The 15208-nt window shown below is 68.2% G+C and carries 15 protein-coding genes; all 15 read right to left on the reverse strand.

Annotated elements, in window-relative coordinates:
• Positions 1 to 67: 67 nt before the first annotated feature.
• Complete coding sequence (locus BLT36_RS01320; RefSeq protein WP_092091233.1) at positions 68 to 334, reverse strand: hypothetical protein; 267 nt, start codon at positions 332 to 334, stop codon at positions 68 to 70.
• Between the two features lie 228 nt (positions 335 to 562).
• The gene (gene tuf, locus BLT36_RS01325; protein ID WP_092091235.1) at positions 563 to 1750 is read right to left on the reverse strand and encodes an elongation factor Tu; all 1188 of its coding nucleotides are present in this window, start codon (positions 1748 to 1750) and stop codon (positions 563 to 565) included.
• Positions 1751 to 1896: 146 nt separating this feature from the next.
• Positions 1897 to 4014: an elongation factor G gene (gene fusA / locus BLT36_RS01330; RefSeq protein WP_092091237.1), complete on the reverse strand. Its 2118-nt coding sequence runs from the start codon at positions 4012 to 4014 to the stop codon at positions 1897 to 1899.
• A gap of 100 nt (positions 4015 to 4114) precedes the next feature.
• The gene (gene rpsG / locus BLT36_RS01335) at positions 4115 to 4585 is read right to left on the reverse strand and encodes a 30S ribosomal protein S7 (protein WP_058728452.1); all 471 of its coding nucleotides are present in this window, start codon (positions 4583 to 4585) and stop codon (positions 4115 to 4117) included.
• Between the two features lie 4 nt (positions 4586 to 4589).
• The gene (rpsL, locus tag BLT36_RS01340) at positions 4590 to 4958 is read right to left on the reverse strand and encodes a 30S ribosomal protein S12 (protein ID WP_071292552.1); all 369 of its coding nucleotides are present in this window, start codon (positions 4956 to 4958) and stop codon (positions 4590 to 4592) included.
• A 381-nt stretch (positions 4959 to 5339) separates the two neighbouring features.
• Complete coding sequence (locus tag BLT36_RS01345) at positions 5340 to 6500, reverse strand: hypothetical protein (protein WP_092091239.1); 1161 nt, start codon at positions 6498 to 6500, stop codon at positions 5340 to 5342.
• 45 nt (positions 6501 to 6545) lie between these two features.
• On the reverse strand, positions 6546 to 7034 hold the full coding sequence (locus BLT36_RS01350; protein WP_092091241.1) for a DUF6121 family protein: 489 nt from the start codon (positions 7032 to 7034) through the stop codon (positions 6546 to 6548).
• A gap of 24 nt (positions 7035 to 7058) precedes the next feature.
• A complete protein-coding gene (locus tag BLT36_RS01355) occupies positions 7059 to 7613 on the reverse strand; it encodes a CBU_0592 family membrane protein (RefSeq protein ID WP_092091243.1) in 555 nt (184 codons plus the stop codon).
• A gap of 200 nt (positions 7614 to 7813) precedes the next feature.
• Positions 7814 to 8545: a type 4a pilus biogenesis protein PilO gene (gene pilO, locus BLT36_RS01360; RefSeq protein WP_092091245.1), complete on the reverse strand. Its 732-nt coding sequence runs from the start codon at positions 8543 to 8545 to the stop codon at positions 7814 to 7816.
• Position 8546: 1 nt separating this feature from the next.
• Complete coding sequence (locus BLT36_RS01365; protein WP_092091247.1) at positions 8547 to 9305, reverse strand: hypothetical protein; 759 nt, start codon at positions 9303 to 9305, stop codon at positions 8547 to 8549.
• Positions 9302 to 10354 (reverse strand): type IV pilus assembly protein PilM, encoded by a 1053-nt coding sequence (gene pilM / locus BLT36_RS01370; protein WP_092091249.1) that lies wholly within the window; start codon positions 10352 to 10354, stop codon positions 9302 to 9304. The genes BLT36_RS01365 and pilM overlap by 4 nt, the downstream gene beginning before the upstream one ends.
• A gap of 50 nt (positions 10355 to 10404) precedes the next feature.
• Positions 10405 to 11244: a prepilin peptidase gene (locus BLT36_RS01375; RefSeq protein ID WP_092091251.1), complete on the reverse strand. Its 840-nt coding sequence runs from the start codon at positions 11242 to 11244 to the stop codon at positions 10405 to 10407.
• Complete coding sequence (locus BLT36_RS01380) at positions 11241 to 13109, reverse strand: hypothetical protein (RefSeq protein ID WP_092091253.1); 1869 nt, start codon at positions 13107 to 13109, stop codon at positions 11241 to 11243. Before BLT36_RS01380 ends, BLT36_RS01375 begins: the two co-directional genes overlap by 4 nt.
• On the reverse strand, positions 13109 to 13813 hold the full coding sequence (locus tag BLT36_RS01385; RefSeq protein WP_092091255.1) for a PulJ/GspJ family protein: 705 nt from the start codon (positions 13811 to 13813) through the stop codon (positions 13109 to 13111). Before BLT36_RS01385 ends, BLT36_RS01380 begins: the two co-directional genes overlap by 1 nt.
• The gene (locus tag BLT36_RS01390) at positions 13810 to 15186 is read right to left on the reverse strand and encodes a type IV pilus modification PilV family protein (protein WP_092091257.1); all 1377 of its coding nucleotides are present in this window, start codon (positions 15184 to 15186) and stop codon (positions 13810 to 13812) included. The genes BLT36_RS01385 and BLT36_RS01390 overlap by 4 nt, the downstream gene beginning before the upstream one ends.
• Positions 15187 to 15208 lie beyond the last annotated feature (22 nt).

The following is a 15208-nucleotide window of genomic DNA, read 5'->3' on the forward strand; positions in this document are numbered from 1 at the left end:
ACGTCTGCGGCCGCGACTGCGACTGCGGCTGCGGCTGCGGCTGCGGCTGCGGCTGCGGCTGCGGCGATCAGACCGACGTGCTGCCGTCGTTGCCGATCTTGTCGTCGAGGTCCTTCGCCGTCTTGTCGATCTGGTCGTCGAACCTGCCCCCGGTGACCTTCTTGATGCCGTCCGCGAGCCCGTGGATGATCTTGTCCGAGACCTCTTCGGCCTTGTCGCTCTTGACGGCCTCCTCGATCTTGTCGCGGTTCTCGTCGACGAACGCCTTCGCCTTGTCCGTCACTTCCTGGGCCTTCTGGGACACGTTCTTCTGGATGTCGTCGAAGCCGGCCATGGTGCCTCCCTGCCCGGCCGGGCGAACCGGCCGATCGATGGCCGGACGTCCCGACCGCTTGGCCACATCGTGCTCCCGTATCCGGCTCCTGTCCGCAGAGCGCGGGCGAACTGTCGGGGAACACCCCGGCGGACGACAGCCGGGGCGGGCGGGAACGACGACTCCGGACAACGGGAAAGCGGGGCCGGACCCGAAGGTCCGACCCCGCTTGCACGCAGGTAACCGGAGTTACTTGACGATCTCCTCGACCGTACCGGCGCCGACCGTACGACCACCCTCACGGATGGCGAAACGGAGGCCCGACTCCATGGCGATCGGCTGGATCAGCTCGACCGACATCGCGACGGTGTCGCCGGGCATGACCATCTCGGTGCCCTCGGGCAGCGTGATGACGCCGGTGACGTCCGTGGTGCGGAAGTAGAACTGCGGACGGTAGTTCGCGTAGAACGGGTTGTGACGCCCGCCCTCTTCCTTGGTCAGGATGTACGCGTTCGCCTTGAACTCGGTGTGCGGCGTGACCGAACCCGGCTTCACGACGACCTGGCCGCGCTCCACGTCCTCGCGCTTGAGGCCACGGATGAGCAGACCGGTGTTGTCACCAGCCTCGGCCTTGTCGAGCAGCTTGCGGAACATCTCGATGCCCGTGACCGTGGTCTTCTGCGTCGGGCGGATGCCGACGATCTCGACCTCGGAGTTGAGGTCGAGCGTGCCACGCTCGACACGACCGGTGACGACGGTGCCACGACCGGTGATCGTGAAGACGTCCTCGATCGGCATCAGGAACGGCTGGTCGGTGGCGCGCACCGGGTCCGGAACCGACTCGTCGACGGCGGCCATCAGGTCCTGGACGGACTTGACCCACTTCTCGTCGCCCTCGAGCGCCTTGAGCGCCGAGACCTGCACGACGGGAGCGTCCTCGTCGAACTCCTGCGAGCCGAGCAGCTCGCGGACCTCGAGCTCGACGAGCTCCAGGATCTCCTCGTCGTCCACCATGTCGGACTTGTTCAGCGCGACGACGATGTAGGGGACGCCGACCTGACGGGCGAGCAGCACGTGCTCACGCGTCTGGGGCATCGGGCCGTCGGTGGCGGCGACCACGAGGATCGCGCCGTCCATCTGCGCCGCACCCGTGATCATGTTCTTCACGTAGTCAGCGTGACCCGGAGCGTCGACGTGCGCGTAGTGGCGCTTCTCGGTCTGGTACTCGACGTGCGAGATGTTGATCGTGATACCGCGGTCGCGCTCCTCGGGAGCGCTGTCGATCTGCGCGAAGTCACGGGCCTCGTTGAGGTCCGGGTACTGGTCGTGCAGAACCTTGGTGATCGCCGCCGTGAGCGTCGTCTTGCCGTGGTCGACGTGACCGATGGTTCCGATGTTGACGTGCGGCTTGGTGCGCTCGAACTTGGCCTTGGCCACTGGGGTCCTCCTCAGGACTCGGAAGCGACACCCCCGGCCGGCCCGTACGGGCTCGGCATCGTTGGTGCGCGGTGTGTGTCTTTACTTTACTTGGTGGCGAGGGGCCCGTCGCCGGGCTCCCCCGCCTGTGGAGAAACGCTGGAGCGTTACTCCCCCGCGTTCTTCGCGATGATCTCCTCGGCGACCTTGGCCGGGACCTGGCTGTAGGTCTCGAAGGTCATCGAGTAGACGGCACGACCAGAGGTCTTCGACCGCAGGTCGCCGACGTAGCCGAACATCTCGGACAGCGGCACGCTCGCGCGGACCACCTTGACGCCCGAGGCGTCCTCCATCGAGGCGATCTGGCCACGACGGGAGTTCAGGTCACCGATGACGTCGCCCATGTACTCCTCCGGAGTACGGACCTCGACGGCCATGATCGGCTCGAGGATCGCCGGACCGGCCTTGCGGGCCGCTTCCTTGTAGGCGATCGAACCGGCGATCTTGAACGCCATCTCGGACGAGTCGACGTCGTGCGCCGCGCCGTCCTTGAGGGTCGCCTTCACGCCGACGGTCGGGTACCCGGCGAGGATGCCGACCTGCATGGCGTCCTGGATACCGGCGTCGACCGAGGGGATGTACTCGCGCGGGACACGGCCACCGGAGGTCGCGTTGACGAACTCGTAGACCTTCTCGCTCGTGACCTCCATCGGCTCGAGCGCGATCTGCACCTTCGCGAACTGACCGGAGCCACCGGTCTGCTTCTTGTGGGTGTAGTCGTAGCGCTCGACGACCTTGGTCAGCGTCTCGCGGTAGGCCACCTGGGGCTTGCCGACGCTGGCCTCGACGTGGAACTCACGCTTCATGCGGTCGACGAGGATGTCGAGGTGGAGCTCGCCCATGCCCTTGATCGTCGTCTGACCGGTCTCGGCGTTGAGCTCGACGCGGAACGTCGGGTCCTCTTCGGCGAGCTTCTGGATGGCCGTGGAGAGCTTCTCCTGGTCGGCCTTCGTGTTCGGCTCGATGGCGACCTCGATGACCGGCTCCGGGAACGTCATCGACTCGAGGACGACCTGGTTGGTCGGGTCGCACAGGGTGTCACCGGTGGTGGTGTCCTTGAGGCCGATGACCGCGTAGATGTGCCCGGCGGTCACGTTGCCGACCGGGTTCTCCTTGTTGGAGTGCATCTGGAAGATCTTCCCGATGCGCTCCTTCTTGCCCTTGGTCGAGTTGATGACCTGGGCGCCGGACTCGATCGAGCCGGAGTACACGCGGACGTAGGTGAGGCGACCGAAGAAGGGGTGCACCGCGACCTTGAACGCCAGGGCCGAGAACGGCTCCGACGCGTCGGGCTTGCGGATGATCTCCTTCTCCTCGTCCTTGACGTCGTGGCCGATCATCGGCGGCACGTCGAGCGGGGACGGGAGGTAGTCGATCACGGCGTCGAGCATCGGCTGGACACCGCGGTTCTTGAACGCAGAACCGCAGAGGACCGGGTAGAGCGTGCTGCTCACCGTGAGGGCACGGATCGCGGCCTTGATCTCGGCGACGGAGAAGTCCGTGTCGCCGTCGAGGTAGCGCTCCATGAGCTCGTCGTTCGCCTCGGCCACGCGCTCGATGAGCTTCTCGCGGTACTCGGCGGCACGGTCGGCGAGGTCGGCCGGGATCTCCTCGATGGTGTACTTCGCACCCATCTCGACGTCACCCTTGGCGTCGCCGCGCCAGGTCAGTGCACGCATCTGGACGAGGTCGACGACGCCCTCGAAGGAGCTCTCGGAACCGATCGGGAGCTGGAGCACGAGGGGCTCCGCACCGAGGCGGTTCACGATGGTGTCGACGGTGTAGTAGAAGTCGGCGCCCAGCTTGTCCATCTTGTTGACGAAGCAGATGCGCGGGACGTCGTACTTGTCGGCCTGACGCCAGACGGTCTCGGACTGGGGCTCGACGCCCTCCTTGCCGTCGAAGACGGCAACGGCACCGTCGAGGACGCGGAGCGAACGCTCCACCTCGACCGTGAAGTCGACGTGACCGGGGGTGTCGATGATGTTGATCTGGTTGTTGTCCCAGAAGCAGGTCGTCGCGGCCGACGTGATCGTGATGCCGCGCTCCTGCTCCTGCGCCATCCAGTCCATCGTCGCGGCGCCGTCGTGGACCTCACCGATCTTGTGCGTGATGCCCGTGTAGAACAGGATGCGCTCGGTCGTCGTGGTCTTGCCGGCATCGATGTGCGCCATGATGCCGATGTTGCGGACCTTGTTCAGGTCGGTGAGCACGTCCTGTGCCACAGGGTTCCTCCGGAAGAGTTGTAGGAGAGGTTGGCGTCCGTCCGGGCGCCGGGGTTCTTGACCACCGACGCCCGGACGGTACCGGGACTACCGGCCGGACTTACCAGCGGTAGTGGGCGAAGGCCTTGTTCGATTCGGCCATCTTGTGCGTGTCCTCACGGCGCTTGACCGCGGCACCGAGACCGTTCGACGCGTCGAGGATCTCGTTCATGAGACGCTCGGTCATCGTCTTCTCGCGACGGGCCTTGGCGTACGAGGTGAGCCAGCGGAGCGCGAGGGTGTTCGCGCGGTGCGGCTTGACCTCGACCGGCACCTGGTAGGTCGAGCCACCGACGCGGCGGCTGCGGACCTCGAGGGTCGGACGGACGTTGTCGAGCGCCTTCTTGAGCGTCGCGACGGCGTCCTGCTGGTTCTTGGCGGAAACGCCTTCGAGTGCGTCGTAGACGATGCGCTCGGCGAGACCCTTCTTGCCGTCCAGCAGGATCTTGTTCACGAGCTGGCTGACGATCGGTGCGCCGTAGACCGGGTCTGCGACGACGGGACGCTTGGGGGCGGGACCCTTACGAGGCATTGGCTCAACCCTTCTTCGCGCCGTAGCGGCTACGAGCCTGCTTACGGTTCTTCACGGCCTGCGTGTCGAGCGCGCCGCGGATGATCTTGTAGCGGACACCGGGGAGGTCCTTCACACGACCGCCACGGACGAGCACCATCGAGTGCTCCTGGAGGTTGTGGCCCTCACCGGGGATGTAGGCCGTGACCTCGGTGCCGTTGGAGAGCTTCACACGAGCGACCTTGCGCAGGGCGGAGTTCGGCTTCTTCGGGGTGGTCGTGTAGACGCGGGTGCACACACCACGCTGCTGGGGGTTCGCCTTCAGGGCGGGCGCCTTGGTCTTGGTGACCTTCGGCGAACGACCCTTGCGAACGAGCTGCTGAATAGTAGGCAACTGTTCTCCTGGTCCTGCTCGTGTTCTCTGGCCGACGCGGACCGCCGGCTTCCTCGTCCCACGCTGATCACCGCCTGACGGCGGACGACGAGAGGGGGACGGAGTCCGGTCGACCGTCGGTCAGACCGGAGTTTTTCGGGCGCGCCTTAGGGCGCACACCCAGAAGAGACTACCTGCGCACCCTCCCGAAATCAATCCGGGCGCGTCGCCCTGGAGGCCCGTGGGGACCGCCCTGGGCGAACACCCGTCCGGCGCCCTGGTCGCCCGGCGCGCGGGGCGCGACGCCGGAACCGGCCACACGCACCGGCGCGCGTGCCCGGCGGAGCTGCGCCGCGCCTCCAGGCCCGTCGCTCGGTGCCGGCCCGACGGGCTGCCGCCGCGTCAGGACCCGGTGTCGGAGGATCCGTTGCCGATGGCCGACCGGAACGTCGCGCCCTTGTCGGTGAAGCCCGTGATGTACCCGCTGGCGTTGACGTTCATCGGGCCCGCCGAGGCCGTTCCGACCCCGCCGGCGCCCGCGATGTCCGCCGTGAACGTCGCACGGCCGAACGTCGTCGTCGAGACGAGCCAGCCGCTGGAGAGCCACCCGCCGATCGCGACCGTCGGACGGGTGTCGAGCGTCCACTTCTGGTTCGTGTACGTGTACGCGGAGTCCTCGCCGTAGGCGTAGAAGCTGCAGCCCTTCGGCGCCGCGTCGGTCGAGGCGATGCACCCGTCGACCCAGGCGTCCACGGCGGCCTTGGCCGACTGCTCCCCTGCCGCCGTCAGCTTCGTCGTCATCGACACCGGCGTCGACCCGGCCGCGCCGAAGCCCGCCACCGTCGCCGTCGTGGCGCCGGCCGAGTACCACTTGCCGCCGTCGAGCGCGACGTCGTACGCGCCGGGCAGTGCCGTCAGGGACGCAGTGCCGTCCTTCGAGGTGGTGACCGACTGGCCAGCCACCAGGAGCTTCGCACCGGACGGTCCGTCCACGCGCACGGACACCGAGCCGAGCTTCGGGGCCTGGAGCTCCCACACCGGGAAGACCCCCCACTCGGTCCCCGTCTTGTCGAGCGTGAAGGTCGAGGAGACGTCGCGCCCGGCCTGCCGCAGGTAGGCCGTCACCGTCGCGGTGTCGCCGTCGTCGCGGGTCGCGGCGATGCGGTACCCGGTGACGCGGCCCGTCGCCTTCTTGTACGCGGCGTCGGTCAGCAGCACGTCGCTCTTGTCGTGGTCGATGCCCGCATCGCTGAGCGCTGCGTCGACCTTGCCCGCCGTGAGGTCGTCGAGGAAGGCGCGCACCGGACGGTCGGCCGAGTGCGAGGCCGTGCCGACCGAGTAACCGACCACACCGGCCACCAGGATCAGGACGACCGCCGCGCCGCCGGCGATGATGCCGACGAGTGTGCCGCGGCGGAGCTTCCGTCGCGGACGGGGCGCGGGAGGCTGCAGGGGTGCACCCGGTGCCGACGCCGCGATCGGGATGGGCGCTCCGCGCGTGCCCGAGATCGAGTCGACGCTCGGGACGGATCCCCATCCGTCGGCCTGCTGCTGGTCGGTCATCGGTCCCCCGTCGTGCTGGTGCTGGCGCGTGTTCCTGCCTGAAGACTACCGGCGCGCACCGTCATCGCCCGGGCCGGGCGAGACCCGCGGAGAGTCGACCTCCGGCGCCTGCGGTTGCGACTCTCGCGCCTGGTGCCGGGCCATCGCGACACCGCCCACGACGCTCACCAGCGCGACGACGACCGAGCCGACGACGAACGGGCCGAGCGCGTACCCGGCGGGGAACACCAGCAGCTCGGTGACGTCGTCTCGGATCAGCGCGTAGCCGACCGCGCCGACACCGAGCATGACGAGGTAGGACGTCGCCGCGGCCACGAGGCCCGTGACGCCCGGGTTGCCCTCGCGCGCGCCGACCCCGGTCGCGAGGAAGACCACCACGGCGCCGCCGAGCACCATCGCGGGGCCAAGGTACGGGGTCGCGTCCGGCTGCGAGATGACCTCGACGTCGGCGAGCAGCGCTTCGAAGCCCGTCACCGCGATGACGAGCGCGATGAAGAGCACCGACGTCATCGTCGCGATCAACCACCGGGACATGCGGCGATCGTATCGCTGGGAGGGTCAGGCGTGGGTCGGGTCCGCGTGGTGCGGCTGGTGCTGCTCCTGCTGCTCCTGCTGTGCGTGCTGCTCCTGGGCTGCTGCGACGAGCGCGAGGGCGATCGTCGCCGTGATGACCGGGATGGACTCCGTCATCGGGGCGGCGGCAGTCGGGGCGGGCTGCGCTGCTGCCTGGAGGCCCGTGGTGGCGTCCGCGTCGCCCGTCGCCTCCGGCTCGTGGTCGCGGAGCGCCGGACCGATGATGGGGAGGACCGCCGTCGTCGCCGCCGGCTCGGTGTGCAGGACTGGTTGCTCGTCCTGCTCGGACTGGCCGTCGCTCTGCGCGGCGGCTCGTCGGGCGTTCGCCATCTTGATGAGGACGACCACCGCGACGACGGCCCAGATGCCGTTCACGATCGTCGACGGGATGGCGTGGTGGGCGGCGACGTTGACTGCGACGGCGAGACCACCGACGAGGTTGAAGAGTTGGTAGACGGGGCCGTTCGGCAGCTTGCCCGTCGAGAAGAGAATGTAACCAGCAAGGACGGTTACGGCTCCGAACCAGCCGAGGAATTCCACGATTCCAGACAACACGCGCGACTCCGGGCACGACGAGGAACGGCCGGTTCGAGCCGACCGTTCGAGAAGGGGGTGAGCAGCCGCGAGTGCGGCGTCAGGAGCATCGTAAGCACAGCGACAGGCGTCGCGGAAGTGGGCTCGGCGTGGCGCGGTGGGCCCCAGTTGGTGGGGCGGGTGGAGCGGTGGTCTCGAGCGGCGGATCAGCCGTTGGTGGAGGTCGCCGCCGCTGGGGTCGGTGTCGTGTCGAGAACGTAGATGAAGCCACCGAAGGTCCATGTCGACGAGGAGGTCGTCCCGCCGTCATCGCCACTCTTCTCGGCAGAGGCGATCGTCGTGATGAGGAACAGTCGCTGACCGTTCTGGACGCCCTTCACGAACGAGAGGGCCTGGTCGAAGGACCCGTCGACCGCCACGGTGACCGGGATGATCGAGAAGTTCTGACCGGTGATCGCAGCGTTCGTGACGACCGACGGTGCTGTCGGGGCCGCAGGAGCCGCCGCGGTCGCCGAAGCGGAGGGTTCCGCGCTGGCGCTCGGCGCCGCCGTCGAACCGGCCGCGGCCGACCCGTTGGTCGCGGCTGCCGCCGGCGCGTAGGCGGTTGCGTCGCCGGAAGTGAACGATGAGACCTGCATCCCGGAGGCTGCCGCGACCGAGTCCAGTTCGTTGATGAAGGCCGGCACGTCGGCGTCCGCTGGCACCGACGCGGTCAGCGAGGACAGTTCCTGCTTCATCGCCGGCAGTTTTGCCGCCTGCGTCTTGAGTCGCGCGAGTTCGGTGCGGTTCGCGTCGTTCGACTGGTTGACCGTCTCGGTCTGTGTCCGCGCGACGGCGGCCTGTGTGAGCTGCGGCTGCACGGCGAGGAAGAACCCCCCGACGGCGACGGCCGCCATCGCGAGGAGCGCGAGGATGAGACTCATCCGGTTCCGAGACATGTCAGCCCTTCTTCGCGGAGTACACGGCGTCGAACGACTTCTCGTTCAGGTGGATCGTCATGTTGACGGAAAAGCCGCTTCCGTCGTCCGCGCGTGCGACCGAGTTCGCGTTCGCGTCGACGAATCCCTTGACCCCGCCGACCGCGGTGAGCCACGCGGGGATCGAGGGGAGCGTCGCACTCTTCGCGTCGAAGGTCAGCGTCGCGATGCGCTGTCCCTGCAACGGGTCGTCCGACTGGGCGTACGCCTCGGTCGCTGACGCCGAATCGATCGTCACGCCCGTGATCTGCACACCGCCGGGGAGCTTCGACTGCACGGACTGCAGCGTGTCCGACCAATCGACCTCCGTCGAGCCGCCCACCTGCTGCGCAGCCTTGAGCAGCGAGGTGGCACTCTCGGTCGAGCGGACGTCCCTGAACTGCAGTTGCTGCTGGAGGAGCGCCGACGTCTCGCCCTGTGCGGCGGTCAGGTCCTGCTCGGCCGCCATCCGGGATGTCGCTGCCCAGCCGGTGACGACGGCGACGCCGACGGCGACCACGACGACCCCAGCCCACGCACGCCGGACCACCGCCCTGTCCCGACGGCTCGTGTGCACTTCGGTCGGGAGCAAGTCCACGCGCGGCGGACCGCCGATGACGAGCGTCCGAGCACCCTTGCTCCGCTGGACCGCGTCCTGCAGGACCTGAGACTCAGGCGCAGGGCGTCGCTTGGCCTTGACGCCCGGAGCGCGTCGGCTGCCGCTCTCGATGACCTTGGTCATGCCGCTCGACCTCCCACGGCCAGACTCCATGCGACCGAGATCGAGGCGCCGTGCTCGCGCAGGACCTCCGGGGTGATCGCGCGCCCGGTCCGCGCCGAGGCGAAGGGATCCCCGAGCGACACCGGGATGCCAGCGACCGCTCCGAGTCCTTCGGCGAGCCCGGGAAGGGCGGAACCGCCGCCCACGAGAACGATGCTGAGGACGGGTTCCTCAGGTCGCGTGTTGACGTAGTAGCTGACCGTGTTGCGGATGCTGGTCAGGAGTTCAGAGACAGTCTCGCGGATGACCGCCACGGCGCGCGCGTCATCGGGAGTGCGCGTCTGCCCGACGAGCCCGAAGTGCCGTTTGACGACCTCGGCCTCCGGCACTGCGATGTCGAGCCGCGCCGCGATGGTCTTCGTAATGTCGTCTCCCCCGGTCGGGATGATGCGCACAAACTTCGGGACACCCTCGTGGGCGACCACCACCGACGTCGTGTTGCCGCCGCAGTCGACGATCGCGACCGTCCCCGAGCCGGCGACCCGCGGCGCAAGGACCCGCGTCAGGGCGAACGGGATGAGGTCGACTCCGACGGGCTTCAGACCGGCGAGCTCGGCGGCACGGACGTTCGCGAGGACAGCGTCCTTGATCGCTGCCACCAGGAGGCCGTGCACGACGGGGCCGTTCTCGTCGAAGCCCTCTCCGGTCGGGTAGAAGTCGAGGATCGCATCACCGACGGGCACCGGGAGCATGTCCTGCACCTGGAAGGGCAACGACTCCCGGATCTGGGCCAGGGGAGCACTGGGGACGGTCAGGTCCCGTGACAGCACTCGCTGGTTGCCCATGCCGAGCACGACGTCCTTGGTCTTGAATCGACCGAGCGACCAGAGCTGCCGGAGCGCACCCGCGACGGTGTTGGCTTCGAGGACCTCACCGTGCTTCGTCGCACCGGTCGGCACCGGGACCTCGGCGACCCGGAGGATCGCCGGCTGCGCCTTGCCCGCGTCGGCGACCTCGACCGCACGGATGGTCTCCGCGCCGATGTCGATGCCGACGATGTGCTTCGCCATGTCGTGTGCCTTCCGAATGGTGCTTGGGGTGGGGAGGAGTAGCCGGGCTGTCAAACGAGGCCGAGGAGACGGAGGTAGGCGTCCCAGATCGGGGCGCCTGCGAACGCGCCCACCCACGCGCCGAGGAGCATCCACGGGCCGAACGGGATCCCGGTCGACCGACCGGCCCGGCGGATCGCGAGGAGGACGATGCCGAAGGTACCTCCGAGGAGGAACGCGCCGAAAGCACCCACAGCGAGGGGTCCCCATCCGAGGTACGCCAGCACGAGCCCCAGCGCTCCGGCGAGCTTCACGTCACCGAAGCCCATCCCGCGGGGCACTGCGACCGCCAGCGCGAGGTACACACCGCCGAGGAGCGCCAGGCCGCCGAGGCCCCGCAGCGCTGCCGCCCAGTCGCCGGTGAGCGCACTCGAAACCAGGAGCAGGACGGCCAGGACGGGGTACATCGGCAGGACGATGCGGTTGGGCAGCGTGTGCGTGTCGAGGTCGATGAGGGTGAGCGCGACGCTCACCGCCATCAGGTAGAGCAGCGCGATGAGGACGAGCGAGTGACCGATGACCGCCGCGCCAGTTGCCGCAGAGGGGAGGAACCGGAGGACGACCGCCAGGAACAACAGACCGGTCGCCGCCTCGACGACCGGGTACCGGACCGAGATCGGCAGCGCGCAGTCACGGCACCGCCCGCGGAGCCTGAACCACGACAGCACCGGGACGTTGTCGGCGCCACGGATGGGGCGGTCGCACTTGGGGCATGCCGACGGCGGGCTGACGACAGACAGCCCGGCTGGGACACGGTGGACGACGACGTTGAGGAACGATCCGATGGCGAGGCCGAACACTGCGCCGAAGCCCGCGAGGACCGGCCAGAGCTGGGTCAGGGAACTCGTCATGAGACAGGAGCTCCGTTCGCGTCGTACGCGGTCTTCGACTCGACCTGGGACGCAACCCGGTAGGTGGTGACGGTGGGCTGCGGGAACTTCGGCGGCGTGTACGTCGACAGGCTCGAGTCGAAGCGGTAGCCCTTGTCGTAGCCCTGCCCGCTGGCGAGACCGACGGCGCCGCGGAAGTTCTGCGCGATGGACCCGTTCACGGTGAGCGTGCCGCGCCCGGCGGTGGACCCACGCGTCCAGTTCTGCACCACGAACGTCCCGGTGTTGGACAGGATGGCCGCGTCGATCTCACGATCACTCGGGAGGATGGCACCGTTGTTCGGGTTGATCGGGTTCCACACCCAGACCGCGCGCTGCCCGATGAGCCCGAGCACCGTGGACGCCGAACGAGTGGTCGGGTACCTGATGTCACCCGTGACGTAAAGGTAGTTCTCGGCCGCGATCGTGACGGCTTTGTCCACCGTGCCCTGGACGAAGGCATCACCGCGGTCGCACCCGTACGGGTTGGTGACGGCAGTGCCGGCGCCCGCGGTCGGGTCCGTTTCCGACGTGGCGGTCGTGCTACCAACGTAGGGGAACCCCACTCCGTTGGACTTGAGCGAGGTCGCGCTGTTCGACCCCATGGATGGCGCCGTGCCGGAGCAGGCCGTGGGCGTGCTCTTCATCGTCGAGTCGTTCCACGAGTTCGGATCCGGTGTGGTCCCGGTGGGACGCGCCGACGGCTCGTTCTGCACGTAGACGATGTTGTTCTTCGGGATCGGAATGGTCGCACCCGTCGCGCTTCGGAGGGCCGTCACTGCGCCGCACTTGGTCGCAGCGGCCGAAGGGTCCCCGCTCCCGGTGATCTGCGCTCCCGCTGTCGGTGTCGCCCCGGTGACCTGTGTCGTGATCGTCATCGGGGATCGAACCGTCATCGTGCCATTGCCGTTGAACGTGATCTTCGTCGGCCCCGTGTACAGGCAGCCGGCGCCCTCGACCGTGCCCGTGGTGGCCGGGAGGTCGGTCCGTGTCGAGTCACGGAGGTTGCCGATCGTGGCAGGAGGGACGAGCGTGGACGAGGTCGTCGGGTTCGAGGCGTAGCGCCCCACCGCGCACCCGCTGCTCGTGACGCCCAGCGCACTCTGGACGGTGCTCTTGAACTGCGCGCCACACACCTTGATCTGGTCGTTCGACCTGACCGGCCCCTCGAGGACGTCGTTCGATCCGAACTGGATCTGGTCGCACGTCGAACTCGTCGCGGACGTGCGGTACGCCGTCGTGCAGGCCGGAGCGCCGAGCGCGGTGGAGGCCTTCTCGTTCGTCACCGTGGGGTCACCGGACTCGTAGTTCGTGAAGTACAGGTAGTTCGAGAACCCGTCGGGGCGGACGTTGGCGATGACCGTCCTCGTCGTCGTCCCCGACCGTCCGGTGGACTGGAGGCGGATGACACCCTGCGAGGACAGCTTGCTGTTGTCGACTGCGTACCGGTACGACGAGTCGCTCCCGGTGCCGTCGCCTGTCGGCACGGTCACCCACGATTGGCCGGACTGGTAGTTGAACGCGGGATTCCCACCGACTCCCTTCGTGAAGGTGCTGCCCGACGCCGCGCTGAACGGGGCGCTCGACTGTCCGTAGTTGCCGTAGGTGTTGTCGGCGTTGAGCCGGGCCTGGTAGTCCGCGACTCCCGCGTAGGCCGCCGCGATCGCCCGGTTCCACGCACGGTCGGTCGATGTCACACGGGCACCCGAGGTCGCGATGGCCACCATCGTCGCGACGAGCAGCATCACGACCGTCCCGATCCCGACGACGGCCACGAGGGCGAACCCGCGCTCGTCATCGCGTACACGGGCAGCGACGGACAGTCGGGACCGCAACAGGCGGATCATCACGAGGCTCCCATCACGATGTTGGGCAGGCTGGCGGTGTTCGTCAGCGTCACACGGTTGGGGTCGGTCGCGCTCGAGCCGATGGCCACGAACACCCCGACCGAGCGGATGTTCGGCAGGTCAGACGGAGCGACCGCCCCGGACGCGCCGAGCGGGTCCCCGTCCGAGTCCGAGAACGTGAACGCCGTCGTACTCGCGACGGTCGAGGCCAGGATCCGCTTCGAAGTCGGCGTCGAGGTGAGGGTCGCACCGGTGGCGAGCGGGAAGGAGTAGTAGGCGGAGTTACCGGAGACCGCGGTCCCGACCCACTTCGTCTCGGTGATCGTCTTGGCAACCGGATCGAGTGTCAGCTGCACCTCGACCGGCTGGGAGAGCGTCGACTCGAGGTTCACGTAGGCGAAGAACCGGATCGAGGTGGCACTGGCGTACTGGAACGCGTACTGGGAGTCGTCGCCAGTGGGGACCGGGTTGTCCGTCGCAGCGCGGAGTACGCGCCCCATCTCGTTCATCGCGACCGAAGCGATCCGGGTGTTCTGGCTCACCGAGCTGGCGGTGACCGACGCCTTCTGCGACGAGACGAGGAACGAACCGGCGACGGTCAGGACGATCAACGAGAGCGTCATCGCCACCAGGAGCTCGACCAGGGTGAGCCCGCGCTCCTCGCGATGCGCACGCGCGGCGAGCTGCTTCATCGCGATGATCACGAGGTAGGCACCGTTCGGGGGTCCAGGGTCACCACGTTGCCGGAGGACGTGAACAGGAGGTTCGTCGCGTTCGGGCTCGCGCTAACCACCGGTGACCTACCGGTGGACTGGCCGCCACCGCTGGTGGTGCTGTTGAGGGTCCACGTGCCGAAGGGCAGGGCGATGGCGGTCGTCGCCGCGGAGCTCAGACCGGTGAACGTGTACGTCGTGGCGGCGCACCCCGGGTCGCCGTTCGGTACCGCGGTGGTGTTCTTCACCGTCGCGACGAGCGTGGTGTCCGAGCCGGTCATCTTGACGTTGAAGATCCCCATCGGAGCTCTGGCAGTCGCGGTGGTCGCCGTGATCGGGTTGAAGCCCGGGGTCGTTCCGTCCACCGCGTAGAAGATGTTCGGCGACACGGCGAGGTTGTTCGCGGTCGGCCACTTGTTGGGGTTGACGTTCGGGCACGTCGTCGGCGAGTAGGTGCCGGCGAGGGCCGTCCATGCGTACGGGAACAGCGTGGCCGTCGTCGTCGTGAACGTCTTGACCGTGTCGTTGTAGACGTACGTCATGGGGAGGGAGGTCGGGAGCTTGGCCGCCCCACCGTCCTTCAGGTTGAGCGGGCTGCCCGACGTGACCGTCAGCGCCTGGTCGTAGAGGAACGTCTTGTTCCCAACGCCGCCGGGAGACGTCGTGACGTTGACGAACGGAGCAGCGGTCCCGTCCGGATCGATGTTCCCGGACTTGCCGATCGCGACCCGGTACGTTCCGGGCGTCACACCCACGGCGTAGCTGCAGCCGTTCGCGTCCGTCGTGGCCGGAGGGTTCGAGAGACTCGTCGCACCCCCCGAGATCGGGGTGATGGTGACGGCGACGCCGGTGTTCGGGCCGCCGTTGGCCGTCCGCACACCGACGACGATCGTCGAAGCGGAGGCGCTCGAGACTGCGGACGGCGGTGCGATCAGGGAGTCGAGGACGACGTTCTTCTGCTGCGGCGAGGTACCGCTCGTCCACGAGACCGAGATCGAGACCCGCTTGTACGCGAGGACCCCTGATCCGGCACCGCAGGAGTTGTCCGAGCCGTCGGAGTTGATCCAGTTGGTGGTCTGCGTGATCGTGTAGGCCTGGTTGCCGACCTTCTGCGACGACGTGTCGTCGTCGAGCGTGAAGACGTCCTTCGTGCTGCGCGCCGCGTCGAGTGCCTGGTTCGCCAGGTTCAGTGCTGCCTCACGAGAGCGGTTGTCCTGCGTGAGGTACATCGTCGCGACGATGCCCGCGGCGACTCCGGCGGCGATCATCGCGAAGACGGTCATCGCGACCATCACCTCGATGATCGAGAAGCCCGCTTCGGACTCGCGGGCCGCACGGAGGCGGTCGACGATGCGCAGCAGCATGTTCAGCCTCTCTCGGGCGCGC

This window comes from Curtobacterium sp. UNCCL20 (assembly GCF_900101675.1).
GTDB lineage: Bacteria > Actinomycetota > Actinomycetes > Actinomycetales > Microbacteriaceae > Curtobacterium.